This window comes from Pseudoalteromonas phenolica, from assembly GCF_005876835.1.
In the GTDB taxonomy this organism is placed as follows: domain Bacteria; phylum Pseudomonadota; class Gammaproteobacteria; order Enterobacterales; family Alteromonadaceae; genus Pseudoalteromonas; species Pseudoalteromonas phenolica_B.
Genome location: NZ_PPSW01000007.1, coordinates 1 through 26,428 on the forward strand (window position 1 = coordinate 1; position 26,428 = coordinate 26,428).

Consider the following 26,428-nt stretch of genomic DNA (forward strand, 5'->3'; position numbering starts at 1 on the left):
ATTGAGTATTATTGAGGATTGGTATTGTTTGCTTAACGAAGATGACATAAAACGCTGGCACCAAGACAGCCAACATGCCGTTGCGCAGCAATTGGGTCGTGATAAATGGTATAAATCTTATGTCGTCGAGGTTGTTGAGATTAAAAGACGTTATAGCTTTGACTAAACTATAAACCAATTATCGAATGGAAATATCACTCAGCAAACAAGCTTTGTGGTATTTCCAACCTTGATGTAAATACACGCCTTTATCGATCAAGTAATCGGCTTGTGCTTGAGTCTCAACGCCTTCTGCCACCACATCAATTTTAAAGGTTTTAGCAAGTTCTATCAGGGCATCTAACATAGTCGCAAGTTGAGATTCGGTGCCAATAGCCGCCACATAACTTTGATCAATTTTGATAATATCTAGTGGTAACGACTTTAAATACTGTAAGCCCGCATAGCCTGTACCAAAGTCATCTATCGCCAATAAAATTCCTTCTGCTTTAAAGTCTTGAATGGTTTGCATCACTTGTTGATTATCAAACTCTAACAGCTCATTTTCGGTCAACTCCAGTACTAACAAGGGAATAAGCTGATTTAACTCTAGTATCAGAGCTTTAGAATGCGCATCTTTTAAATGCTCGCCAGTGATATTGATATTTACTTTTTTAATTTTATGCTGCTGAGTGAGTACTTCGGCGTCTTTTATCAGTGTTTTGATGATTTCATAGGTCATCTCTTTGAGTAGATTATTGGCTTCAATGTCTGCCAAAAACAAGTTAGGGGTCAATATGCCTTCAATCGGATCATTTAAGCGTACTAAGGTTTCTGCACCGATAAAACCACGGGTTCTGGTATCCCAAATGAGCTGATAAAAATTAGTCACTTGCCCTTGGGCAATGGCATCTTTGAGCTGACTTTTACGACTTTGATAATATTTTTGATAGTTTTTAACTAATAAAAACAACAACAAAAATGTCACCCCATAAATGACTAAGCTGATAGTAGATGGCTGATAGACTTTTTTATAAAGCGCATCTTCATTGATGGCTAACAACAACGACAAGGATGATAAGTTTGCAAGAGGAGATGCCACAAGCACGTGCGACTGGCCATCATCAAACAGGCTATTTTCGAACGTAATTGGCTCATTTATAGGAAATAGCTGATTGTCTACGGGCAAGCTGTAAGCGCCCACTTTAAAAATCGGCACACCCGATTTTGAGTCGGCAATCACAATGTAGTTATAAGGTCTATCTAAGTCATCCAAGTGGCGATTTAATATAGATTGCGGTAACAGTGCGTTTATCTCATAGCCATCGGTACGGGTTTTCGCGATAACCAGCGCAGCCTCACCAATAAAGCTAGTGTGAATTGGCCCAAAGAAACGTAACTCTGCCGAACGAGCCGGCTTTGGCCCCGCGGTTTTAAGAGGGGTATCGAGCTTGCTCCAACTGGTACAAATTAATTCACCGTTTGGGTTCACTATGCCCATTTCGGCAATATTTGGAATTTTAAAGTGCGCACGGCGAAGCTCATACAAGGTTTGATCAGTGCAAGCCGCGTCTAAGTCGTCATGCTCTGTAAAGAAGTGATTAAGTTGTTCGAGCTGTTGGTTTAAATCTCGTAATAACCAATTAAAGTCAGACTGTACCTGAGTGAGCAAAGCTTGCTTTTTATTGGCTATTTCTCTTGGGTAAAGTATTGCGATGACGATCAGCATCCCTGCCAGCGCAATACTGAATGCTTTGAATTTATATCTGAATTTCGGCACTTTACCCTAACCTGACTTTGCCGCCACCTCAGCAAGCTTATTGATAACTTGCTATAACTTTGAAGGCACTGACATTACTACAGATTTATTTCAAATATATTACATTTAGGTACAGATATTTCTTGTTAGAGGATCAAAGTCATAAAACACGAGTGTGGATCAACCTCATAATCACCAAATTGGCCACATGGTTCAAAGCCATTTTGAGCATACAATTTGCGAGCAGGGGCAAAGAAATCCATGGTGCCGGTTTCTAGACTCAAACGTTTTACACCGTTGAGTTTGGCATACTGAATAACATGCTCGAGCAATTGACGACCCACTCCTGTGCCTCTATCTTTATTACTGGTGCGCATTGATTTTATTTCACAGTGATAAGGTGATAAATATTTAATCGCGACACATCCTACGGCTTCATCACCGCGCCACGCACTCCAAAATTTAATGGTCTCACTTTGTAGTGCATTAATATTTAGAGTATGCACGCACTCTTCTGGTGAGGTTGCATACATATCAATGATATGCTCTTTCAAAAGCTTGATCACTTGTCGCTCTTCAAGCCCACCTATGCGTATTTGAGCTGGTAAAAAATGAAGGGAAGCTGTGTTTTGGTAACATAATGCCGCTGTCATAATAAAGTCACTTTTAAATTTATCCGACAACATACAAGCAACTCCTAGACCATATTTTTCGCTCTGATTTTATTGAAAAAAATTCACTGCTATTTTTATATTGCACCAACTTAGTATTTTTAACTGGCTATAACAGTGCAATGGCTTTCAAAACCTTCATATATGTACTTTTCAGCCTGTCGGATTCTTTTGCTTTTTATATCACCTCACCTTTATCGTGACGTTATCAATAATAAAGGGACACTCTCATGAATAAGTTAGCTCTCGGCATAGGCGCCATACTCTCTGTTGTTTTACTTGGCTGCCAAGTTACAGACTCAACCAAACTGGATGAAACGCAATGGCGTTATGCAACCGATCCTCACGGTAGCCAAGCTATTTTGAATGGCTCACTCGTCACCACAGAGCGTGTAGAAATTGCTTTTAAACGAGTTCCTCGAGTAGACAAGCTAAACAACTCTTGGGTTGAGCTAATTTACGATTTACCAAACAAGCAGTTGCCGGAGCAGGCAAGCATTACTCTGACCTACCAAAGTGATAAAGACATGGTCATCAAGTTATCGCAAAAAGACTATGGGGGAGAAGGCGATAAAACATATGCTCATTACCAAACTGTTTTACCTGCAGCCAGTACTTGGACGACTCAGACGGTCACCCTAAATGACTTTCAACGACCGAGTTGGACACCCGCTTCTTCAATCGATAAAGGCATTATTACAAATCATGTCTCTGCGCTGTATTTTGTCCCAGACTTAACCGATGCTAAAGGTGGTGAGGCTTACATCAAAATACAAAGCGTGAGTGTTAAATAATACCTCAGGCTGACTACTTCCACATTCTATTCAAAGTTTAGTGATAATTTATTAAAAAACGCGAATTAGGGTAAGAATGTGGAAGACCAAAAAAACTATTTAAGCCGAGGTACCTGGCTACTCGTTTTCTCAATCATTTTTGGTTATGCAGCTGATTATTGGTTCAATGTCACATTAAGTCAGCATTTAGAAGCACATCAATATGGTGACTATAAAGTCGCATACAGTATCACTATGCTTGCATCAGTATTGGTTTTACTTGGTGGTGACAGACTCGCCCCTCGAATTTTATCTAAGCATATCGCTAATAAAGATAACTCAGCGGTATCAGCGTATTTAGCTTGCTATATAAAACGTGCGTTTATCATTTCAATTTTTATTATCTCACTGATTTGGTTTTTAAGTTATTTCCATGTCATTCATTTCGATGCTGATGGCCACCATGCCCTATCTTTAATGATTGTTGCAGTCCCTATTATTGCGCTGGGTGCTCTACTAAGTCGAGTACTGCAAAGCGCCAAACTACTGGCTTTTTCTAATTTACCATGGCGTGTTGCTCTCCCTCTTTTAAAAACATGCGCAGTCCTAGCGTTAGCGTACTTTTATATTGATATCAGTGTTGAGCTTGTCATTTTTGCGGGGATCATGATCGTGATTGTCATTGTGGTATGGCAAATATGGTTATTATTTCAAAAGAATATCATTACTCTCACGCCTTTTGAGCCCGCCACCTTAGATAAAACATTGCTTAAACAATCAATTCCTATGATGTTAGCTATGCTGGTAACGCTGATGTTAAATCAAACTGATTTATTAATGCTTGAATGGTTGTCAAATGAGCACGATGTTGGGCATTTTTCTGCAGCCAATACCCTTGCGCATATCATTCCTGTAACGCAGGTTACAATTGCCAGTTTATTTCTACCACTTATTGGCAGGCAACTTGATAGTAATCCAGATTTAGCTAGCAAACTTTTTGGAAAAGCACGGTTTATTACCCTAGTCATGACCACTGTAGTCGGTTCATTACTTTGGTTTATCTCTGATGACTTATTGAAGCTGTTCGGTACTGGCTATTCTGATGCGAAAAATGCCCTACTGATTTTAATTCCAAGTTATGCGATAACGGCTGTTGCGGCGATCACTGCCACTTGGCTGCAATATACAGGGCAAGGTAAGCAAGTGGTTGAGTTTGGTGTGATTGCAGTTGCGATTAATGTGATTGCCAATATGTTATTTATTCCTAAATTTGGTTTAACTGGTGCTGCACTTGCCACGGCCCTCTCATTATCTGCATGGAGCTTGGCTGTTCTTTTGCATCACCGCTTAGATAATAATTTGCTCAGTTCCGTTGAGAGCTAAGCTAAAAAGAGCACGGAATTAACTCGTGCTCTCTCTAATATTTATGGTGCTTCGCTACTCTTTCTTATCTGACTCTATCACATCATCAAGTACTGACCAGCGGGTTTCTTTTGACTGGGTTCCCTGCCCTAAAATCCAATAATTGTAGGCATTATCAATGCTGCCATTGGTTTGTTGAATAGCCAGCCAAGCATCGACATAACTCAATAAATCTAGATTGCGTTTTGCAACGGCAAAACCAACCGGGTACTTTTGCATTCCGCCTGCAGGCACAACGACACCATATTCAGGGTAGAACATGCTCCATGCAAACCCTGCTTCAGCACTAATGACTAAACCATCAAACTGCTCTGATGATTTAAAGTAATCTTGCAAAGTCGTCAGCTGTTTAAACTGAATTGAGCTGGTGCGCTGGCTCACCTGCTTTAACAAAGGGCCATATTCCATATGCGCAAAGTTTAAATCACCTGAGCTTCTAATTTGCTCAATACTTTTAAAACGCGCTAGCTCATAGTCTTTCACTAAAATTGCCAATTGCAGCTCTAACACCTTATGGCTGAAACGCACTTTTGTTAAGTCGGCTACATTTATCTCGAGGCCCGACATCGCAATATCGAAATATCCTTTATTAAGATATTCGCTCAATTGGTATTTCTTAAATGGAATAAATTCGACTTCAACATCTAAGTCACTGGCTAATTTATGGGCCAGGCTAATGTCAAAGCCTACAAGTTCATTTTTCTGATTGAAATAACTAAACGGTACGTTATCGACTACATAGCCAATACGTAGTAAGTTGCGCCTCTTAATGACGTCAATATTAGTTAAAGATAACTCACCGCTTTGGTAGGCTTTTGGTACATGGTTTAACACATGTGCTGGCACTTTGTCTGACACCACCATGTTCGCTATGACTTCATTCGCCGCTTTGCTGCTCGCAGCCAGTTGAGTATTAAAAGTAAAACTGGCCAGCATAAAAGCAGGCAATAGCGCCGATGGCAAAATCACATAATAAGCCGCTCTTAACCTTTTAAAATGCAGCTGTTTTCGACAATAAAAAATACTCAATAGTACAAAGGAAAAGATATAAACCACTGTGGTTGGCGAGACAACTTTGGCACTCAATACCGACATTGACAGGTAAAGCTGGTAGCTATCTGCAGGAATGCGCAGCGTATCAAGCATAAATGGAATAGCAATGTGCACATTGGCAAAATAACTGAGCATAGCCGACAAAGTCACGTTAGGAATATCAGTAAAGCTCACGGGGTTACCCGTTAGCCAAGCAGCGAACATCACAAACATTAAGGTGGTTAACTTACCAAGACTTGGGAAAGTATAAGCAATCGGCACTAAGACTTCGGCAATATGATCCGCTTGCTCATCAGCTCGACCAATTTTGCGTAAATGCGCTTTAATGCCTTCTGTGATAACGGGCAAAACAATAAACACGTTGCCGGTACTAAACGCCGTGATCCACGCATTGCGCATCACATAAATAAGATCTCGATATTTAACGGGGGTTGCAGCGGCCACCAGCATGGGCATAAGCACTAACATTAAATACAAACCCAAACATAATACCAGCACCCAGTAGACTTGTAAGTTATGTAGCTGCTCGACACTCAGCGTACCCGCCGTGCTGGCAGTCATAGCAAAAATACCAATCGGGAAAATCGCGATAACCTTTTTAGAGATCACCGTTAAGCCTTGCCCAACCACTTCTAAAAAGTCGAGTACCTGTCCTTTACGCTTGTTGGCAATCAGTGACATACCGAGCGCAATACAAAATATCACGATGGCTGGCACGTTACCTTCGGCCAAAGAGGCAAATGGATTATCGGGAATATATTGCTCAACAAAGTCGATTGGCCCTGCTGGAGATATCAGTGCAGGTGAAAAAAACGTGCCCGCATCATGCTGGGGCAATGTAAAAGCAAAGCACCAAATTGCAGCCAAACCTAGCACCCACAGCATGACCATGACTGTCGCTGCTTTAATTAAAATGCTGCGAACTTGCTCGGGATTAAACTTACCTAAACCAACAATTAAACTGACCACAATATAAGGAAAAATCGTGATCTGCATCAGCTTAACAAAGCCAGTGCCTATCGGTTGTAAAAATGCCACCCGCTCACCAAAAATAAGTCCCGTTGCCACGCCTAGCAACAGCGCCCAAAGCATCCAATTTCGGTTACCTAAAAAAGCCCATAAGGTTTTCACAATATCGCTCACCACTTATTATTCTTTAAATAGTTATTTAAATTTAGAAAAGGGCGGGATTATAGGAAAGTAAACTGACTTAAGAATGAATACGTGTGACCACTTTGTGTAATAAACAGAGCTTTAATGACATACGGGTATTGAATTAACAAACTTTTAAGCCTTCAGCCGTTAGCGGTTGATATTTTCTGGCATCTTGGCCGCTCACAAAGGTAAATAAGACGACATTTTCTCTATCTATCGTAAAATATATCTGTGAGATCTTTTGGAACATATAAGCCATCCAGTACCATTTCGATCCGCTTCACTCTTTGAGCATTTTTTTCTGGGGATTTTTTTATATGTAATGCATTTGGTGCCACTAACATTGCAACAAGTGAAAGATATTGCTCATCACTTAAATTAATCAGATCGGTACCAAAATATACTTCTGAAGCTTTCTGAAACCCTCTTATTCCTTTGCCTTCAAAGCCCCCCAAATAGGCGTGATTTAAGAATATAGACAACTGCTCATCTTTCGTGAACTGCTTGTCTAAAACAAATTTAGCTATCAATGTCTGCTCGATCTTTTTAAAGCCAGGGCGAAAATCATCAAAGTACATGAACTTAGTCAACCCTTGCGTGATTGTTGTTAGGCCAGCACCCGGTGTTTGAAAGTCAACCCCATCATGATTGTAAAAATTTGGATCTTCAACTTTCAGCAACATCTCTAGCCTATGTTTTGGCATGTCACTCCATATGACCTCGTGCCCGTTTAAAAAACGCTCTCTGATCTCAGGGGTTTTATCCTGCGCTTGCTTTAATAAATAAGATTCATATATGCACAAAGAAACAAACAATAAAATGATAATGGACATCCCATACTTCAATACCCTCATACCTTATCCTTAACTTAATCATTAATCTAACGCAGGAAAAAGAGCTAAGCCCTTTAAGTAAAGCTGAGTTAATTAATAGTATTATTATGCTGAACGTTCCCTTAAAGGATTCGATATGCTGAAAAAATGCATAATAAGCTATTTATAGATACCGAGTTTTTAACTGAGACAAACTTTTTGATCAAACATGAAAACATTGAATGCCTTAAGAGTATGTAATGTGGAAAAATTAAAACCTGAAGCAGATCCTCTTCAGGTTTTTTAATTTAGTCTCCAAAATCACCAGCGTGACCTGGGAACACCACTGGGCTTTCAAATCCGTCTTTGCTGACACTAGCAACACCAAAGAAGTAGTTATCAATCACCACATTTTTCAGCGTATAGCTATCAACTTTGCCAACGAACTTGCTGTATTGCCATTGCGGTGCATCAGTTAATCGCCAATAAATTTTATAACCTGCTAGCTGTGGGTTTTCTTTGTTATCTGCGAGTTGCCACGACAGTGTGGTGTCGGGCGAAACAGCCCCTTTAATACTGACTTGTGCTGGTGGCGTCGGCGCCCAAGCCATACCAGCAAGTGAGACGGCATTGAGCGCGGTTAATTTAGCAGCATAATCGAAGTTGACGCCATCAATGGTGTCACCATAGACAATACCGTTTTCGGTGCGTAAATCTTGATGTTGTCGGTTGTAGTTCTCGTTGGTTTCCATAATACGCACACCTGGAAAGCCTAAATCGTTAAATGGACGATGGTGTCCGCCACGGCGGAATCTATCTAAACGATACACCACCATGGTATCTAAATTTGGAATGTAACGGTCGGCCATCCAATCTATGTAACGGGCCAAATTGCGACTTGGTGAGTCAACTTCGCCACCACGAAAACGACGGTTGCGAATATCGTCTTCGCTTTCTGTTTGTCGGGTACCTTCGGCGAATATGCGCGCTGTAGTGTTGTTGATCACCCCATTCACGCCTTCAATGTTGCCGATCATGTCGTTATTCAATACCGCCTTTAATCGCCAGCCGTCTGCCTTTGCTTGCTTAGCCATAATCTTGCCACCGAACAAGCCTTGCTCTTCGCCCGCGAGCGCCGCATAGATAATACTGCCATTAAACTTGTATTTGCTCAGAACACGCGCGGCCTCTAGCGTGCCAGCCAAACCCGATGCATTATCGTTTGCACCCGGTGCATCATCGGTGAAGTTCATCACATCCGTGATACGAGAATCTATGTCACCCGACATCATCACATAGCGATTGGGGTCTGTTTGTCCACGCTGTACAGCGATAACACTCACCACTTCAGTTGGGTTAGGTATGCGCTTTTCACCACTGATAACATCTGATTGGTAATACACCTCTAAGCAGCCACCACAGGCTTTTGAAATAGCTTCAAACTCAGCCTTTATCCAGCGCCTAGCCGCGCCAATACCTCGAGTATCCGACTTTGTTTCTGACAACGTATGGCGCGTGCCAAAGCTGACAAGTTTGTTGATGTCTTTTTCAATATTCGCCGCCGATATGGCTTTATTGATGTCATGAAGTTTTTGTTGATCGATGTATTCTATTTGCGTGTTTGCATTCACTGTTGTCGCAACCAGACTGAATAACGATGACAGTGCAATGGGTATGAAGCTCTTCATATATTGTCGCCTTTTTTATTGTTCTAACGTTTAAGTTATGCCTTTAAGACAAGTCTCACAAGTAAAGTTACCTTGCTATACGGTAGGTTCATCCCGTTCGTTTTCAAAGTGGAAACATTTTATCGATGCACTGTCTGCATCATTTAAAGTTAATAATAAAGGATGTTTTTATATGTATTCTAACGACAATAGTTGCAAGTTCTAAAAATTAGGTGCAGATTTAGGAACTTGATAATGATTCTTAATAAACTTTTTGATAGGGCGTTTCTTTTAAATGGCAAAGCAAGTCTTTAAACCAAGCTCATATTTTTTAGCTGCGTTTTGTTTTTTGGCTTTATTGGTATTCAATATGATTGAAGATAACATTTATAGTGTAATGTTGTTTTTCTGCTTATTTTTCCTTTCTTTGCTCTTTGGTATTAACCAACGTTTTAACCTACTTAAATTTAAAGAGCAGAAAACGAAAAAGCCCACTACGTTTAACACCTTTCAATAGGTGAATAACGTAATCCTAATTGTTGCTTCTTAAAGCAGTCCTTTATATTCTTTTCAATCGTTTACTTGATGTTGCTTATATCTTGTTTAAAGCAATTTTCTCACAGCTAAGGTTTAAGCATGCCATTTTTGAAAATATTCAGCTTACTTTTCATTTTCTTTTTAACAGGATGCAGTGATGCTCCCAAGCTAACCCGTTTACAGCAGCATGATGTTATTCTGGCCTTTGGTGACAGCTTAACGCAAGGTGTTGGGGTGTCTAAGCAATATAGTTATCCAAGCGTGCTTGAGACACTCTCTGGTGTGAAAGTAATCAACGCGGGAATATCTGGAGAAACAACCAGTGAGGGACTAAATCGATTTGCCGATGTCATTGAGCAACATGCACCTGCTATTGTCATTTTATTAGAAGGCGGCAATGATATTTTGCAAAATAAGAGCCTCGATGAAACCCAAGCAAATCTCAATCACATGATAGACATAGCGAAAAGCTACGGCGTTGAAGTTGTGCTCATTGGTGTGCCTCAAAAAAGTCTTTTTTCGAGCTCCGCGCCGCTTTATCAAGCTCTAGCAGATAAACATCAAATTGTATTTGAGCCCACATTAATCGCTAAGCTAATGAAAAAGCCATCCATGAAATCTGATTACATTCACTTCAATAGGGCTGGTTATGAAACGATGGCTGAATCAATTCATCAACTTCTAAAAGACAATGGGGCGTTGTAGCCACTAGCTTTTAAACCTGCCGGATTCTAAAAACGACAATAAAAAAGGAAGCTTATCGCTCCCTTTAATGGCTGGATTTTGACTTAACTTTTTTGTGCTGTTATCCAAACATCAACATCACTTTCAACAATGGCCAGTGGGCGTGCACCTTTAAGCAAAATCAAATCATGAAACGCTTTAATATCAAACTTGTCACCAAGCTCTGTTTTTGCTTTATCGCGCAATTCAACAAACTTAATCATGCCTAGCTTATAACCTAGTGCCTGACCCGGCCATGCGATATAACGATCTATTGCCGACACCACATCACTCATCGCTGAGCCCGTCGCTTGGGCGAAGTATTCGATTGCTTGCTGACGCGTCCATCTTTTGTGGTGCAAACCAGTATCAACCACTAAACGCGCCGCTCGGTAAGCTTCTGCTTGAAGGCGACCTAAGTCACCAAATGGGTCGTTTTCGTACATGCCCATCTCGTAAGCGACTAGTTCAGAATACAGAGCCCAGCCCTCAATAAAGCCGTTAAATGATGCATTCTGACGCATTAGACCAATATCTGTTTGCAGCATATTTAACGCTATTTGGAAGTGATGACCAGGTACAGCCTCATGATAAGTCAGTGTTTTTAAGCCAAAACTTGGGACAGCTTTCATGTCTTTTAGATTAATCGCAAAAATACCCGGGCGACTACCGTCCAGTGATGGGGCATTGTAGTAACCTCCTGGCGCACCGGCTTCAACAGCTTTAGGAATGCGTTTTACTTCAACCGCTTGAGGAGGCAAAGATGAGAATAGATTGAGCGCTTTCTCTTCTATGGTTTTAATTTCACCACGTAAAAACGCTAGTAACTCTTCACGGCCTTCATCGCTGTCAGCAAATAAGAAGCGCGGTTCTTCGCTTAGTTTTTGCATGCGCTCGCCAACTGAGCCTTCTGCATAGCCGTTCGCTATTAAAATCGCATCCATCTGCTCTGAAATCCGTTTCACTTCAGCTAAACCCACATTATGGATTTCTTCTGCTGTCATAGTTGAGTCGGCTAAATAAGTGATCTCATGTTGATAAAACGCTTCACCGTTTGGCTGTGCCCAAATGCCTACTTTTGTCGGCGCAGTTGCCTCAAGGGCTTGCATATCTTTACTTACTTTAGCAAAAGCAGGATAAATCTCAGACTCAACAATATTTGCCGCTTTTTTAACTAAAACTGCTTTGGTTTTATCATCAAGCGTATTGAGCTCATTAAGTTTCTCAGCAAAACTACTCACCAATGGGTGTTCAGATGCATCTGGCGCTGTGAAATTATTTAAATATCCTAAGGTGTTTGGGAAAAGTGGTTTAGGTAAGATAATGCCTTTGCTAGCATCATCTGCCACCTTGCTGCGTACTTGCTCTGTTAGAATTGCAAACGCAGATAAACGCTTAAGATAATCCGTGGCATCTTTTTCTGACGTAACACCATGCTGATCTTTTAGTATATTTGGAATATCAATTAATGGGCCTGAGATTTGATTTACCACATACGGTAAATGCCCGCCCCACGTATCAATATAACCACCACTGAACTGCTTTTCACCCGCATAATAACGAGCTATCACTTCATTTACGGCAACATGTAAGCGGTCTTTCTCAGAGAGGTTTTTACTCTGTAATGCGTTAAGTTGCTCCGCCGCTTTGTCCATATCAATTTGCAGGGCTTGCATGCCTGCCAATGAGTAATTTGGTAAACGATTTGCGTACTGACCAAACTCAGCACTATCAAGTTTTAAAGACGTTGCTAAAGCAGGTTGATGATTGATGAAGTTTTTCGTGTAGGTATTAACCACGCTGTCAACTTCAGCTCGACTTACTTGAGCTTGTTGCGCCGCTACTGACTTTGTTTTTTGTGTTGTTTCAGTAGAGCAACCGGCGAGTACCGCACAAACGGCAAGTGCAGTTAGGGTTTGTTTGATCATATTTGGCTCCAAGGTATTCTCATCAATATCCAGATTTTATTTGCCTGTGAATATTGGTCATTTTTATTATTTAGCTCACTTTGCACATTGTATACAATTAAAGTCGTTGTGCTAGTACAATAAGAAAGTACTTGTTGCTTTTTTGCCTATTGAAAAACAGTTATACCAGCCCTCTTAATTAAGCGCTCTTTTTGAGGCAAGGAAAACTGCTCGATAGCACGGCTAAGATTTTGCTGTTTAGTTGTTCTAAATAAAAAATTTTTAACAAAGCTAGCGTCAGTTTTAGTCCCTCAAAATGATTGAGTATTATTGAGGGTTGGTATTAAAATAGCGCTCTATCAACTTAACGAGATTGGCTACATACGCCCCAACTATGAATAGACGTAAAAAAATCTACGAAAAGCTAAAGAAGAAAGACAAAAAAGCAAATGAAAAATTGCATAAGAGCAATAAACCAAAGTACATTTCTAAAGCTGAACGTGCCAAGTTAGAAGCCGAACAACAAGCTCAAACTGACAGTTCAACAGAAATTTGCGATTAGCAGTCATTCCTGTTTAATATGCCCTAATCAAAATACGTTTTATGCTGCTTTTAAGGATGAATAGCACAATGAAGTTTAGCCTCTTTTCTTTTACTTTTTTACTTATCACACTTGCATCTACCTCAGGGTGTAACAGTACTTTAGGGCTAAAAAAACAACAAACTAATCGTGCGCCTCACTGGTTTATCAAACCAGTTCATAATCAAATCATCGGATTTATTGGTGCAGCAGCAAAGTATGACAGCCTAGGTAGAATTAATATCTCTGGCAGCAGAAAAGCAGCCTTAGTCAAATTACAAAGCCATCATCAATTCGCTCTAACAGAGATAGACGCTAAGCAACTTGCAAATACCGCTAAGCTCCTATTACCTTCAGGAAACACAGTGCGGTTTATGCCTGAGTTTTTCTATCAAGGGGTTATTTATAGTTACGCAACATTAGAGCAAGATGCTTTTGCCTTGAGCCAACAACAGACCCTCACAAATTTATCCATGTGCCAATTTAAGCAATGTAATCCAACATGGCTATGTGATGAGCAAGCAAACACCATTACTGGCGTAAGTTTTTATACCAGCTCACCCCATCAGCAGCTTTCAATGGCGCAACAAAATGCCAACTTAATCGCTAATTTACTAAGCAATAGCCAAGTACGTGCAACTGAATTTATCAGCCAATCTTCGGACTCTAACTCAAATCGACACACTGTCAGTTTCAATCAGCAAAGTGATGTGAAAGCAAAGGTGGACCAGCATCATGGTATGATTTTAAATGAACTCTGTGAGTATCATGGCACGCTGATCGGTAATTTTGTATTGCCCATTAATTCAATTGAACTAGAAGAGAATTGGCAATCTCAAGCTATTTACCAAGACCGTAGTTTGATCCAAGGCAGCTTTGGTCATGATGGCGCTATCTCGTCAGATTTTTTACTCAGTACAGCCATAGAGTTAGCGATTAAAGACGCCTTAATAGAGTTAGCTAAAATCAAAGGGATCGCCATTGAAAATAACAGCAGCTTGTCATTTAGCGATGGATTTTATTTTCTCTCGAAAAGTAAAATGACAGTCAATGAGCAGGTCTCAGGGCAACTCCTCGATATCAAAATCAGCTATAAAAAAGAGAACCCTATTGTGAACGTATGGGTACTTGAAGCGAATAAGCAACTTTAAACTCAGTGTAGTGCCAGCTAAATTGCACACCAAAATGTAACTAAAGTCGGTTACATTTGAACAAGTAACCAAATTAAGTTACATTAAATCAAGTTACTCATTTTGGTTACTTCTCATGCCGATTTCACAAGAAAACTATATGGGTGTGATCACCGCCGACATTGTGAACTCACAATCACTCTGTCAAAGTGATTATGAGCAATTGCTTGTTCAATTAAAGTATTACCTGAGCGCTTTAAGAGCTGAATTTTCCGCCGAGTTTCATATTTTCCGTGGTGATAGCTTTCAAATAGCCCTGCCAAAAGCAAAAGCCTTATTCAAACAGGCCATTGCGGTAAGGCTATTCTTTATACAACAAGGTTTAGATGTAAAAGTGAGCCTCGCTCAAGGACAAATTAAGTTATCACAAGGTGGGCTTGCCACCGCAACGGGTGAAGCATTGGTAAAAGCAGGTCATGGTCTTGATAACATCAAACATCAACGTTTGGTCTATAACAATACCTGCAACGAAAGCTTTTTACTGAATATTCAATTTATTGACTTATTGCTGAGTAAATTAAGCCGTAAACAAGCCCAAGCACTACTTTTATATCTACAACAAGATAAACCTGAACATGCGCAGCTTGCTGGTCAACTCAGTACTAGCCGGGCAAATGTGACAAAATTGCTTAATTTAGCTAACTACACCTTAATTGATGCGTTTATCACCTTGAGCGAGTCTTATATTTTCAGCAAGGAGACGTAATATGGCTGAATGGCAAACACTTTTATTATGGCTAGTCATTGGCCATGTTATCGCCGACTTTTATCTACAACCCATGAGCTGGGTACATGACAGAAATAATCGGCACTTTAAATCTACTAAAGTCGTTTGGCACAGTTTAGTGCATGGTGTACTTGCATTTATTGCACTGGCAATATGGCAACACAACTATGACTTTGGGGTCGGTAGTGCAGCTTTTGGTTATGCGACGCTTGTGACTATTAGCCACTATTTAATTGATATCGGTAAATCATATTCGAGTAAGGGAGTGATACCGTTTTTACTCGACCAACTCGCGCATTTATTAGTCATTTTACTCATAACTTTTAATTTATCTGAGCCATTCCATATAAGTGAGCAGTTACTCTCATTCATTAGCACACCGAGTAATCTCATCATTGGGCTTGGCTATTTATTGGTCCTGACACCAGCCTCTGTGATGATCAGAATGCTACTTGAGCGCTGGGCATACATGGGGAATGAAGAAGAAAGCTTACCGCAAGCGGGTAATTTAATCGGGCAACTTGAGCGAGTGCTTTTATTAACTTGTATTCTGATTGATAGCTGGGCGGCTGTTGGCTTTATTTTAGCGGCTAAATCAGTATTTCGTTTTGGCGATCTAACCGCAAGTAAAGACAGAAAGCTCACTGAATATGTGATGCTAGGTACCCTCGTAAGTATATTGGTTACCTTGAGCGTGGCAGGATTAATAACAACTTTCTTATAGTCTTATAACCTAGCTCAAAGAATAATGTGAAAAAAACAAAAAGCAGACGAAGTAAACGTTTTAATAAACTATGATTAAACAAATTATAGTAAGGCTACTCTATGCTTGTAAGAATTTTCACTTTTTGTTTTTTTCTAATAGGAATACACGCTCACGTTAATGCCAAACCGAACTGCCAAAGCATCACCATGTCGGCGCATCCAAATTACCCTCCTTTTCATTGGCGCAGTGGCAACACCCTAACAGGTGCATCTATTGAACTAAGTGAACATATATTTTCAGAATTAGGCGTAAAGGCACATGTTGTTTATATGGGGCCTTGGAAAAGGGTTCTAAAAAGCGCCAAAGATGACAAAATAGACTTTATACCCGCTCTGAAAAAAACGTCTGAAAGAAGGGCATATTTAGAATTTACAGAAGAGAGCTTTGCGGCTAACCCAGTTGCTGTGTTTACTCGAAAAGGAGAAATAGCGCAACTCAATGGTCTGTGGCAACTATCGAATAGTCACGGCAGCATAAATGCAGGGGATAGACATGGTGAACAGATAGATACTTTTCTAAAACAACAACACAATATTCAGCAGATCCATGGTATTACTCAGAACTTTCAAATGTTAAAGATGAAACGAGTTGATTATGTGCTCACAGGTTTACTATCTGCCCAAAGTTATTTAAAAAGCAACGCGTTAGAAAATCAATTTGATGTTGTATTAAAGCTAAATAACTATGATGTACACAATGCCTTTACTCTACACTTTTCAAAAAAATGCCCGGAAGTAGTAAAACAGTTCAACTTACGCCTTCGTGAATTAAAACAACAAAACAAGATCACACCAGTACTGCAAGATTATCAACAGGTATGGTTATCTCTCTGATAAAAATCAGCGTTCTACCTCTTAATTTAATCCCAAATTTACTATCTAAAAACACTGAAACCCTTTGCTTTCAGAGCATTGCCTTATAATAAAAACACAACAACTGTATACAATATATATTATTCATGTTAAAAATTTACCCCTCTTTAACATCAAGCACTAAAAAACAACAAAAAAGAGAGCTAAAAATGAATAAGAAAAGATTACTAAGCTTATGTATCGCTTTAGCATTAACAGGGTGTAATGGCAGTGATAATGAGCAACCAGAGATACATAAAGTCGAAGAGCAATCTGATTCGGGATCAAATTCTGGTAACTCAGGATCAGATAGTGAAAACTCAAGTGAAAGCAGCTTTCCATACGCTGAAGAGCCGATCTTAACCTTAGATATTGTTAAGAAAGGCCTTTCAACATCAGAGCCTATTGGCTATTACATCGATCTTGAAGAAGCTGCACCAACCTTATTAGTTAGTTTAAGTCGCGGCGAAGAAAGTTTAGAACTGGGCGATCCTGATATTTACATTAAATACGAAAGCTTTCCTGAGGCAGGTGATGTCCCTGTATTTGATTGTGTGTCTTTTAATAGCCCAAATAGCCACGAAACTTGCATAATCGATAACCCTCAACCTGGTCGATACAATATTCTCATAGACGCCTATGAGGACTCGGCAGTAAATGATGCAACACTCTTTGCTACTACATCATTATTTGCTAGCAGCGAATTATGTGCTGATATGGTACAAGTGCGTATTCAAGAAACTATGAATGAAGAAGCAAGAAAGCGTATTTGTGACACCTTGATAGAAACCAAAGCTCGCTTCGAAACAGTACTTAACGACAAGCTCTCAGAGGATACTGGCGTACCTGTACCGAATGACTTAAACGAGATCACCAATATAAATATCTTTGCGAGTCTATCGAATCATATGAGCTGGGTTGAACACTTATGGGACTCAGATAACAGCAGTGGTATTTATTTTGAAACTGCGCCGACTAAATGGTATCACGACTCAACCATCCTTACTTTTAACGCCTTAGAGTGGAGCGGCGGCCGTTCAGTTGTGCGGTCACTCGCTCATGAGTATGTACACGCGCTTGATGGCCGATATAACAAAGAAGGTGGTTATAACGGCGACTTAGGGTGGTGGACCGAAGGGTTAGCTGAATATGTAGGGACCTATTACCAGCGCCCATATCAAATGTTACTCGATGCTAATCAAGAAACAAGTTACTCGCTCAGCGATATCACAACCCCTACCATTAGCTACAGCTCTTTTTATGATTGGGGCACTTTAGCCGTCGCTTACATGATTGAGCAGCACCCTGGAGAAGTTAAAACTCTCATTACGAATATGCGTGCTGGCGAATGGGAAACGGTGAGTACACAGTTAGCAGAGTTTTCAACTGCCTACGAAGAAAGCTTTAAAACATGGCGCACAACGACCTTAGTTGAGAACTTCAAAGCAAGCGCGCAGCCAATAACTTTAGGTGAAGCAATGCCTATTAACGGGCGTGGTGGCTGGGTATATAGTGTCACTCTATCAGAAGAGACACCCGCGTTAACCTTCAAAACGTCTGGTGGCTCGACCAACGTAGACCTTTGGGTGAGCAAAGACTCACCTGCACACCCAGCTATAGATCAGGCTGTGCTTTGCAGCTCAACCACAGAGTCATCCAATGAAGAATCTTGTTCGCTTGAAACACCAGAACAAGGCACTTACTTTGTCACAGTTGGCTCTGATTTTGCTGGCGCAGATATTTTAGACCTATATTTAACGGCATGTACAGGCACTGACTGTACTGTAGATTTACCAGCACCTATGCCACTGATCACACCTGTCGAACCATACCTACCTCACTGGCCAGAAAAAGGCACATTGGACAGCTGTAATTTGGTTGAAACCTATGGCCGCAGCCGCCAGCAGATTGAAGGCTTCACAGTCAATAATAGCTCTGACAAAGATATTCAGCTTTATTGGATCAACAACTACTCGGGTACTCAGCCAAGCTCTGCATTCCAAACATTAGCAGCAGGTGAGACATTCAGCGCGGATAATTGGGTGGTTGGCGATCGTATGATGTTAGGCGATGCTGCGGGTAACTGTTTAGGGGTTGCCATCGTCAACGATACTGATAATAGCTTTGAAGTAGATGCTGAGTTTGTAAAAGATGCCGTTAGCGAAGCCCCTATTCCAGTTGCAACGGCTGACATTGGCAGCTGCGAATTACTCACTACCTATTCTCGACAAAATAACTATGCGCCTGAGTTTGCAGTACATAATCAGTCTGAAACACCTGTAACACTAGCGTGGGTTAACAACAGTGATGGGTCTTTATATTATGGTAATTATGGCACGCTAGAATTTGGCGACAGTTATGCTAATAGCAACTGGGTTGTGGGCGACCGCATGGCACTGATGGGCAGTGATGGCCAATGCTACGGCGTGCTCGATCTCAATGACAGCAGTAACATTTATGTGATTGATGAAAGCTTATTTAAAGATTAACGCTTTTAAAGCACAGACCTACTTTGAGTCACCTGCAAATAGGTGACTCACACACATCAAAAGAAACAAGGATGTTATTTTATGGCAAAGCCCCATTGCAGTTCCACACCGCTGAACAGATTTAAAAAAAAGACCAGCTCTGCATTTCGACTAAACGGCTTTTGGTTCGCTCAAACGCAAACGCCAGTTGCTCTCCTACATATAACTCTGTTAGGTCACATTCAGCATCAATCACTAATAAACAATGCTGTTCATAGCACTCATCAACCAGTGCAATAAAACGTCGCGCTTCGTCATCGAATCGGGCATTTTGAATACTTGAATGTGCGCGCTGGTAACCGTCTTCGATACCTTGAGTAACGCGCTTCTCATCGGGCTGTGCGCCCATTTTTGGCACTTTGCTGACAAATATAATTCGGTGATTTTTCGCCAGCTCGATATAATCTGCAGTTGCTCTTGGGGTTGAGCACAAGGCCATAAAATCAAACAAGTAACCGTGTTCACTTTTACCTAATACTTCGACTTCTCTGCGGCATATCTCGATTTGTTTCGTTTCTAACACACCATGAGCGCGTTCAAATTGAGTTAAAAAACCAGCCTGATCCTGCACAAAGTAATGGGTGTAGTTCGCACCATGAGCAAAACGGTGATCAACCTCGCCTGCAACGTTAATCACGTCGCACTTTGCTAATAATAACGCGATGGTCGGTAAAAACCGCTCTCGTGCTAAGCCATTATGGTAAAGCTGCTCAGGATGCGCGTTTGAGGTCGTTACCAACACAACGCCTTCTTTAAATAAGGCGTCGAACAGTCTTGCCATGATCATGGCATCACCAATATCAGTGACAAAAAACTCATCAAAACACAGTACCTTGGCTTTACTTTCCCAGTCTTTCGCAACTTGCTGTAAAGGGTTAAGCGTGCCTTGAAGTGCGTTAAGTGCTTGATGCACTTGCGCCATAAAGTGATGAAAATGAAGTCTTTGCTTAGTCACCCCCGACAAATGCGCAAAGAACAAATCCATCAGCATGGTTTTGCCTCGCCCAACTGGGCCATATAAATATAAGCTTTGACATGACTTGCCCTGCTCAAGTGCATTCGCCAACGTATCTAAGGCATTCAACGCGATAATTTGGGCAGGATCTTGAGTCAGCTTTTGAGAATGAATTTGCGAAAAGTAACTGTCAGAGAGAGTTGTCATACTAGAGCGAAACAGAATAAAGATAGTCTATCGTGTATTTTACAGGTTTTGCTAAGAAGATAAGACTATTTTGACTTATTAAAAAGAAAAAAGCGCCGGGGGCAGCCGGCGCTTTTAGATTCGTATTCAAGGGGAATTGAATACCTTTACTCTCAGTAATTTAACCAGTATAGATGAAATCACTAAAAGTCCAGTAAAGTATAGGTCGTTTTACTTATACTTGACTAAGACCACTGTGCTCAGTGCCGGTACATCAATTCCCTCTGCTGTAATTTTTGTCTCTTTGACCACAGGGTCATGACCCTGTTTTAGCACTGGATGTAACTGGTAATCTTGACTTTCGACAACTTTGAATGAATTTTGTTCATTATTAGCGTTGAAGATCACCAAAATACGCGAAAATTTGTTATCTACAGCCTCACCCTGAGTATCATCTAACTGCATAACAATTAGACCTGATTGATGATTTTTATCATTCACTGATTTTTGCGTATTTAAAAATTGGACTTTTTGCTGAACTTGATCTGCGGTTGCAAGACGGAATAACTCAGAACTATTTCTGATTTTCAGCATATCGATGAACATGCCTTTTGCCAATTGAATATCTGCTGAACTCACATCATCGCGGTCTTGGTGACCTGCAAGTACCGTTTTGATTAAAGGCCAGTTATCTTTGTCTTTATCGGCTGGAGGTAGACCTACATCATAGTTATTGTTTTGCCCCGCAAAGTCTGTAGCATTAAACCAGTCGCCATAATCATAGCTATCTCGTAAAAATGACTTTGAACGTAATAGCTCAGATCCCATAGGAATAAATGGAATACCTTGACCATACATCACATAACTCATGCTTTGCGTATGTAAACGCACACGCTCAGCGGCGGTTAAATCAAACGCAAGACGGTACTGGCTGTTATCCCATAGTGTTTGGTTATCATGCTTAGACACATAGTTAATGGTGTCTGCCGGGTCTAACGCATAACCTGTAGGTTGGTCGCCATAAGGCACGTCTTTACCTAAACGCTTATCTAACCCATTGTATTTATTTGCTAAGTTATATTCAGCGAGATTACCCGCCATACCGATGCGCACTTGATCCATCGCCACAAAATAACGTTGTTTGCTTTGTGCGTCAGTTTGTAACTCGTTAGGTAATGTTAGCAGACCATTACCCACACCTTGCGTGTCACGGGTATTGTTGCCAGGGCCTCGAACTGCATCACGAAGACGATCGCTAAATGTGCCAATCTCAGTGCCACCCAATTCTAACTGACTGGCCTGCACAAATTGTGCATTATTGGCTACTTCACCGAAGTTCCAGCCTTCACCGTAAAAGTAAGTATCTGGATCAACTTCACGAACTAGCTCTCGCGCTTGTAGCATTTCAGCTTTTGGCTGATGCCCCATTAAGTCGAATCTAAAACCATCAATCTTGTAATCACGGGCCCAAGTCACCAATGAGTCATTCATCAGCTTTGCCATCATGGTACGCTCAGTTGCAGTATTACCGCAGGTGTAACAAGTTGATTGCTCAACAATACCTGTTGTTGGATTTAAACGGTGGTAGTATCCCGGCACAATTTTATCGAGCACGGAATTTTTTGCCAAACCGAACTGATGGGTGTGGTTATACACCACGTCCATGATCACACGAAAACCCATTGAATGAAGGTGTTGTACCATTTCTCTAAATTCAACAATACGCGTTACGCCCATCGAATTTGTCGCATAGCTGCCTTCTGGCACTGTGTAATGGAATGGATCATATCCCCAGTTGTAGTTATCAAATTGACGTAGCACACTGACAAGCTTTTGCGCTTTAGCTGAGTCTGTTGGATAACTTTTTAATACATCGACTACTCGTGTGCCTTTTTCCCAAGTATTTTGACACTCGTCTAATTTGGGCAGCTGCTTACACACAAATTGCATACTTGACGTATGTTCAATGACCGTTTCAGCATCTTCGTTGATACTGCCTAAATCATAAGTCGGCAGTAGATGAATGTTATTTAAGCCGGCATCTCTTAGCGCCGTTAAATGCTTCATGCCATCTGAGTTCATATCGGTAAAAGCTAGATATTTACCACGCCATGCACTGTTGCTCAGCGCTTTATCACTGGCACTAAAATCGCGAATATGGGTTTCGTATAACACATTATCTTCAGGTTTATTGATACTCGGCACTGAATGACTTCCCCATCCCGTAGGCTGCGTGGCTTTATCATTTAAGTCAACAACTTGGGCATGGCTACTGTTTGTCGATAAACTCAATGCATATGGGTCAGTTGTAATTATTGTTTCGACTTTTTTCGTTTCTGGATGATATACGGTGATTTCATACTGGTAATAATCAAGTGCAGCGACATTGTTAGCCTTTACTTGCCAAACGCCGGTGTTTTTATCTTCCTGCATCGGTATTTTATTAGCCGGATTATGAAGACTATTACCAAACGCTAGTAAAGATACCTTTTGTGCTGTAGGTGCCCACAGCTTAAATTGCACAGAATCTGCCAGTACGGTGGCACCTAGATCAGACACTTCATTGGCATCATTCGCAGTTAAAGTATAAAGCGAATCTAATAGCTCACCTTGCTGTACAAAGCTCACAAGTGCGCCTTTACTATCAACCACACTGACCTGCCCTTTCGCCCAGCTTTTAGCTTGTTGATTGGTAAGCGCAACTTTATACGCTTTAAAATCAGCTAAATGTGGATAGCTAGCCGCAACCCAAGCCGGTAATTCAACCTTAGCGAGTGCAACTTGTTGTGACATTTGTCCTTCAATTAAGGCGCTTTTTAGCTGTAAGTTAGATTGTGCAACTGAAGGCGTCAGTAATAGTAATTCTGAGGTTAACCAGTGCGCGCCATAAGTCGCTTGTGTTGCGATTTGCTCGGCTTGTTGTTCAAAAGCTTGCTGTGTGTTTACCAGTTGGCAAGCACTTAAAGATGCCACAAGCGGGATTATTGTCATTTTCGTAATTAAACCCAAAGACTTTGTTACTTTGCGCATTGGCGAGTCCCATTATTTTAAAAGTATTTTCAACTAGGTCATACGTTACTGAATGCCCTATATTTGACACAACCAAATGAATAGCTTTTGCATACGTATTCAACGCACCTAGTCTAAACTGGTAACTATGAATACGTATGCATTAACTATTCATCAACACAACACGGCTATATATTAAGCTCCGACAACCCATAACATGTTGGCATGACCGAACGATTACATAAGTTACTATAAAGTTTGGCATGTTAACGGTATAACCGAACACCTATGGCAACGGGGATAAAACAAATGCAAAAACTAAAACCAAGCAAAGTGACCTTGGCACTTTTAGCAAGTGGCTTTGCTGCAATGAGTGCACCAATGTTTGCAGCTGCGCAAGATGCAGAGCAAAAAGCACAAAAAGACGTTGAAGTTATCGAAGTAAAAGGCTTCCGCCGCTCGCTAGTTGAATCTATCAACGCTAAACGTTTTTCTACCAGCGTAGTTGAAACCATTTCAGCTGAAGACATCGGTAAACTACCTGACTCTTCAATCGCAGAATCTTTATCTCGCCTGCCTGGTCTTGCTACACAGCGCTTAGATGGCCGTGCAAGTAAGATCTCTATCCGTGGTTTCGGTGAAAATGAAAGCGGCACAACATTAAATGGCCGTGAACAAGTTTCTATCAGCGACAACCGCGGCGCTGAATTCGACCTTTACCCTTCTGAAATCATGAGCGGCGTAACCGTTTATAAAACACCAGATGCAAGCATCGAAGGTGAAGGTATTGCAGGTACAGTTAACCTACAAACAATCAAGCCATTAGACCAAGATGGTCGTATTATTCAAGTTAATGGCGTTATCGAAAAAACCAGCTTTGAAAAGCTAAACCCAGACGGTGAAGACCAAGGCCACAAGGCAACATTCTTCTACCTAGACAAATTCGCTGATGACACAATCGGTGTGGCATTTGCACTTAACACCATGAGCTCTCCAAACCAAGAAAAACGTTGGAATGCATGGGGTTACCCTGAGTTTGAACAAGATGGTAAAAAGTACTCTATCTTAGGTGGTGCTAAGCCATACGTTCGCTCTTCTGAGCTTGAACGTGACTCTATGATGTTCGTACTAGAAGCGGCACCGCGTGATGACGTACGTATGACCTTCGATGCACTATATGTAGATTTCTTAGACAAGCAGCGCCTGCGTGGTATTGAAATTCCATTTGCATGGGGCCAAGGTACTGTAAGCGCAAATTCAGTAGATGATGCGTCAGGCTTTATTACTTCTGGCACAACTATGGGTCAACGTGTTGTAGTGCGTAATGATTACAACGAGCGTGATGCTGAGATGAAATCGTTAGGTTTCAATACAAAGTGGGATGTTAATACTGACTTAACTTTAGACTTTGACGTAAGCTACTCAAAAGTAGAAAAGAAAATCGTTGGTATTGAAAGCTACGCAGGTACAGGTCGAGGCAATGACCGTGGTGAAGCTGACACACTAAGCTATACACTTGACGGTGGTAACACGGGCGCAAAATTCAATCACAACCTTAACTATGCAGACTACGACCTAATTCAATTAGGCGGTCCTTTAAGCTGGGGTTGGAGTGGCGCGTTAAATGATGCGTTCAACGTAACAGGTACTGATTTTGAAAACCAACTACAAGATGGTTTCATTAATACTCCTGAAGTTGAAGACGAACTTAAATCTCTGAAATTTGCAGCTACACAAGCAATCGAGAATGACTTTATCTCATCAGTTTCTGCGGGTATTTCATACCGTGACCGCGAAAAAGCGAAGTTATCAGAAGGTTACTTCTTAACGCTTTCAAGCTTCAAGTACCCAAGTAACACTGGCATGATGGTAGTACCTGAGCAATATCGTCTGGGTACAGCTAATCTAGATTTCATTGGCATGGGCGAAATGATTGCTTATGACGTGAACGGCCTTGTTCGTGACGGTTATTACTATGGTCTGCAAGAAAGCTTAACTAATTCATCTCACGCAACTAAGTCTTGGACTGTACGTGAAAAAGTAACTTCTTTATTTGTAAAAGCAGATATCGACACTGAAGTCGCTGACATGCCATTAAGTGGTAACATGGGTTTACGTTATGTGCGCTCTGAGCAGTCATCAAAAGGTAATGCGTTTAACACCGTGGATGGTAAGGTAGTTACTTCACCTACTGACATCAGCCATGACTATAACCATTTATTACCTAGCTTAAATTTAACGTTAAAGCTAGACGACGACCAGTCAATGCGTTTTGGTGCAGCGAAAACCATTTCACGTGCTCGTCTGGATGAAATGAATGCGTCTTTTAGTGCAACATACAATCAGCAACCTGATTCTAATGGTAACAACTGGTCAATCGGCGGTGGTAACCCAGAGCTTGAGCCAAAAGAAGCATTTGGCCTAGACTTAACTTACGAAAACTACTTCAGCAGCGAAGGCTACTTTGCAGTCGCACTATTCCATAAAGACATTACTAACTGGCACTTCGACGGTCAATATGCGGTTGATATGACAGGTGTTGCAGATCCTGCAACTGGCGCTATCCCTGCGAACCCAAATGGTACAGGTAGTGGTAAAGTAAATGGTGGTGAAGGTACGCTTTGGGGTTATGAACTGTCTGGTACATTACCTCTTAACGTGTTCTCTGAGGCATTAGACGGCTTCGGTATTATTGCAAGCTACACAGGTGTTGAGTCTGACCTTAAGAACCCTGAAGGCGCTGAATACAAGATACCGGGTCTTTCAGAAAGTATTTCAACATTCACTTTCTACTATGAAAATCACGGTTTCTCAGCTCGTGCAAGCATGCGTAAACGTGATGACTTCAAAGGTGACGTAAACGGTATCGGTTACACAGCGACTCAAGTAGACATCATGGGTGAAACAATTTGGGATGCACAAATTGGCTATGACTTTGGTGAAGGTGGCTTCAAAGACCTTGAAGGCCTATCTGTATTCCTACAGGGTTACAACTTGACTGAAGAGCCTTTCACTACGCTAAGCGGTGACAATGCGTTACAGGTACGTGATTACCAAGATTACGGCCGTAACTACTCGTTAGGCTTCGCATATAAGTTCTAAACGAGCGTGATAAAGCTAAGTTAGTTATGATAGCCCTTGCGATGAAAATCCAAGGGCTTTTTAATATGCTTAGTTT

At 41.1% G+C, this 26,428-nt stretch carries 18 protein-coding genes; 10 read left to right on the top strand and 8 right to left on the bottom strand.

The annotated features are described in order from the left end of the window. Positions 1 to 178: 178 nt before the first annotated feature. Together C1E24_RS03900 and C1E24_RS03905 are read right to left on the bottom strand one after the other, a co-directional pair. Entirely contained in the window at positions 179 to 1,759 is a 1,581-nt protein-coding gene (locus C1E24_RS03900) for an EAL domain-containing protein (RefSeq protein WP_138478933.1), read from the bottom strand. Between the two features lie 125 nt (positions 1,760 to 1,884). After that, positions 1,885 to 2,424 carry a GNAT family N-acetyltransferase gene (locus C1E24_RS03905; RefSeq protein ID WP_240721934.1) on the bottom strand — a complete coding sequence of 180 codons (540 nt, stop codon included), beginning with the start codon at positions 2,422 to 2,424 and terminating at the stop codon, positions 1,885 to 1,887. A 215-nt stretch (positions 2,425 to 2,639) separates the two neighbouring features. Between C1E24_RS03905 and C1E24_RS03910 the strand changes: the two genes are divergently transcribed. Both C1E24_RS03910 and C1E24_RS03915 read left to right on the top strand, forming a co-directional pair. Beyond that, positions 2,640 to 3,203: a carbohydrate binding domain-containing protein gene (locus tag C1E24_RS03910; RefSeq protein WP_138478935.1), complete on the top strand. Its 564-nt coding sequence runs from the start codon at positions 2,640 to 2,642 to the stop codon at positions 3,201 to 3,203. Between the two features lie 78 nt (positions 3,204 to 3,281). Then, positions 3,282 to 4,565 carry an oligosaccharide flippase family protein gene (locus tag C1E24_RS03915; RefSeq protein ID WP_138478937.1) on the top strand — a complete coding sequence of 428 codons (1,284 nt, stop codon included), beginning with the start codon at positions 3,282 to 3,284 and terminating at the stop codon, positions 4,563 to 4,565. A gap of 54 nt (positions 4,566 to 4,619) precedes the next feature. Here the strand turns inward: C1E24_RS03915 and C1E24_RS03920 are convergent, their stop codons facing one another. The 3 genes from C1E24_RS03920 to C1E24_RS03930 form a co-directional block, all read right to left on the bottom strand. After that, positions 4,620 to 6,749 carry a cation:dicarboxylate symporter family transporter gene (locus C1E24_RS03920; protein ID WP_138479619.1) on the bottom strand — a complete coding sequence of 710 codons (2,130 nt, stop codon included), beginning with the start codon at positions 6,747 to 6,749 and terminating at the stop codon, positions 4,620 to 4,622. Between the two features lie 272 nt (positions 6,750 to 7,021). Beyond that, the gene (locus C1E24_RS03925; RefSeq protein ID WP_138478939.1) at positions 7,022 to 7,666 is read right to left on the bottom strand and encodes a biosynthetic peptidoglycan transglycosylase; all 645 of its coding nucleotides are present in this window, start codon (positions 7,664 to 7,666) and stop codon (positions 7,022 to 7,024) included. A gap of 266 nt (positions 7,667 to 7,932) precedes the next feature. Further along, on the bottom strand, positions 7,933 to 9,312 hold the full coding sequence (locus tag C1E24_RS03930) for a M28 family metallopeptidase (protein WP_138478941.1): 1,380 nt from the start codon (positions 9,310 to 9,312) through the stop codon (positions 7,933 to 7,935). A gap of 615 nt (positions 9,313 to 9,927) precedes the next feature. Between C1E24_RS03930 and C1E24_RS03935 the strand changes: the two genes are divergently transcribed. Then, positions 9,928 to 10,533 carry an arylesterase gene (locus C1E24_RS03935; protein WP_138478943.1) on the top strand — a complete coding sequence of 202 codons (606 nt, stop codon included), beginning with the start codon at positions 9,928 to 9,930 and terminating at the stop codon, positions 10,531 to 10,533. Positions 10,534 to 10,616: 83 nt separating this feature from the next. On the opposite strand, the gene C1E24_RS03940 is transcribed toward C1E24_RS03935, so the two are convergent. After that, on the bottom strand, positions 10,617 to 12,479 hold the full coding sequence (locus C1E24_RS03940) for a DUF885 domain-containing protein (RefSeq protein ID WP_138478945.1): 1,863 nt from the start codon (positions 12,477 to 12,479) through the stop codon (positions 10,617 to 10,619). 373 nt (positions 12,480 to 12,852) lie between these two features. On the opposite strand from C1E24_RS03940, the gene C1E24_RS03945 reads away from it, so the two are divergent. From C1E24_RS03945 to C1E24_RS03970, 6 genes are all read left to right on the top strand, one after another. Beyond that, a complete protein-coding gene (locus C1E24_RS03945) occupies positions 12,853 to 13,020 on the top strand; it encodes a DUF2986 domain-containing protein (RefSeq protein WP_083496681.1) in 168 nt (55 codons plus the stop codon). Between the two features lie 68 nt (positions 13,021 to 13,088). Further along, positions 13,089 to 14,189: a hypothetical protein gene (locus tag C1E24_RS03950; RefSeq protein WP_138478947.1), complete on the top strand. Its 1,101-nt coding sequence runs from the start codon at positions 13,089 to 13,091 to the stop codon at positions 14,187 to 14,189. 115 nt (positions 14,190 to 14,304) lie between these two features. Next, the gene (locus C1E24_RS03955) at positions 14,305 to 14,934 is read left to right on the top strand and encodes a hypothetical protein (protein ID WP_138478949.1); all 630 of its coding nucleotides are present in this window, start codon (positions 14,305 to 14,307) and stop codon (positions 14,932 to 14,934) included. 1 nt (position 14,935) lies between these two features. Then, the gene (locus C1E24_RS03960) at positions 14,936 to 15,679 is read left to right on the top strand and encodes a DUF3307 domain-containing protein (RefSeq protein ID WP_138478951.1); all 744 of its coding nucleotides are present in this window, start codon (positions 14,936 to 14,938) and stop codon (positions 15,677 to 15,679) included. 188 nt (positions 15,680 to 15,867) lie between these two features. After that, positions 15,868 to 16,554 carry a substrate-binding periplasmic protein gene (locus tag C1E24_RS03965; protein ID WP_171040763.1) on the top strand — a complete coding sequence of 229 codons (687 nt, stop codon included), beginning with the start codon at positions 15,868 to 15,870 and terminating at the stop codon, positions 16,552 to 16,554. Between the two features lie 188 nt (positions 16,555 to 16,742). Continuing rightward, positions 16,743 to 19,061, top strand: coding sequence for a collagenase (locus C1E24_RS03970; protein WP_171040764.1), 2,319 nt, complete (start codon positions 16,743 to 16,745; stop codon positions 19,059 to 19,061). A 121-nt stretch (positions 19,062 to 19,182) separates the two neighbouring features. Here the strand turns inward: C1E24_RS03970 and zapE are convergent, their stop codons facing one another. Next, a complete protein-coding gene (gene zapE / locus C1E24_RS03975) occupies positions 19,183 to 20,262 on the bottom strand; it encodes a cell division protein ZapE (protein WP_138478956.1) in 1,080 nt (359 codons plus the stop codon). Positions 20,263 to 20,472: 210 nt separating this feature from the next. Beyond that, a complete protein-coding gene (gene pulA / locus C1E24_RS03980) occupies positions 20,473 to 23,271 on the bottom strand; it encodes a pullulanase-type alpha-1,6-glucosidase (RefSeq protein ID WP_138478958.1) in 2,799 nt (932 codons plus the stop codon). Between the two features lie 288 nt (positions 23,272 to 23,559). Here pulA and C1E24_RS03985 point away from each other — a divergent pair, with 288 nt between their 5' ends. Further along, a complete protein-coding gene (locus C1E24_RS03985; protein ID WP_138478960.1) occupies positions 23,560 to 26,352 on the top strand; it encodes a TonB-dependent receptor in 2,793 nt (930 codons plus the stop codon). Positions 26,353 to 26,428 lie beyond the last annotated feature (76 nt).

Bases quoted from the DNA above. Each gene is read 5' to 3' on its own strand.
- C1E24_RS03970 (WP_171040764.1), top strand. From the start codon at position 16,743: ATGAATAAGAAAAGATTACTAAGCTTATGTATCGCTTTAGCATTAACA.
- zapE (WP_138478956.1), bottom strand. From the start codon at position 20,262: ATGACAACTCTCTCTGACAGTTACTTTTCGCAAATTCATTCTCAAAAG.
- C1E24_RS03920 (WP_138479619.1), bottom strand. From the start codon at position 6,749: ATGCTTTGGGCGCTGTTGCTAGGCGTGGCAACGGGACTTATTTTTGGT.
- C1E24_RS03955 (WP_138478949.1), top strand. From the start codon at position 14,305: ATGCCGATTTCACAAGAAAACTATATGGGTGTGATCACCGCCGACATT.
- C1E24_RS03985 (WP_138478960.1), top strand. From the start codon at position 23,560: ATGCAAAAACTAAAACCAAGCAAAGTGACCTTGGCACTTTTAGCAAGT.
- C1E24_RS03905 (WP_240721934.1), bottom strand. From the start codon at position 2,424: ATGTTGTCGGATAAATTTAAAAGTGACTTTATTATGACAGCGGCATTA.
- C1E24_RS03960 (WP_138478951.1), top strand. From the start codon at position 14,936: ATGGCTGAATGGCAAACACTTTTATTATGGCTAGTCATTGGCCATGTT.
- C1E24_RS03940 (WP_138478945.1), bottom strand. From the start codon at position 12,479: ATGATCAAACAAACCCTAACTGCACTTGCCGTTTGTGCGGTACTCGCC.
- C1E24_RS03935 (WP_138478943.1), top strand. From the start codon at position 9,928: ATGCCATTTTTGAAAATATTCAGCTTACTTTTCATTTTCTTTTTAACA.
- C1E24_RS03950 (WP_138478947.1), top strand. From the start codon at position 13,089: ATGAAGTTTAGCCTCTTTTCTTTTACTTTTTTACTTATCACACTTGCA.
- pulA (WP_138478958.1), bottom strand. From the start codon at position 23,271: ATGCGCAAAGTAACAAAGTCTTTGGGTTTAATTACGAAAATGACAATA.
- C1E24_RS03965 (WP_171040763.1), top strand. From the start codon at position 15,868: ATGTCGGCGCATCCAAATTACCCTCCTTTTCATTGGCGCAGTGGCAAC.
- C1E24_RS03910 (WP_138478935.1), top strand. From the start codon at position 2,640: ATGAATAAGTTAGCTCTCGGCATAGGCGCCATACTCTCTGTTGTTTTA.
- C1E24_RS03945 (WP_083496681.1), top strand. From the start codon at position 12,853: ATGAATAGACGTAAAAAAATCTACGAAAAGCTAAAGAAGAAAGACAAA.
- C1E24_RS03930 (WP_138478941.1), bottom strand. From the start codon at position 9,312: ATGAAGAGCTTCATACCCATTGCACTGTCATCGTTATTCAGTCTGGTT.
- C1E24_RS03925 (WP_138478939.1), bottom strand. From the start codon at position 7,666: ATGAGGGTATTGAAGTATGGGATGTCCATTATCATTTTATTGTTTGTT.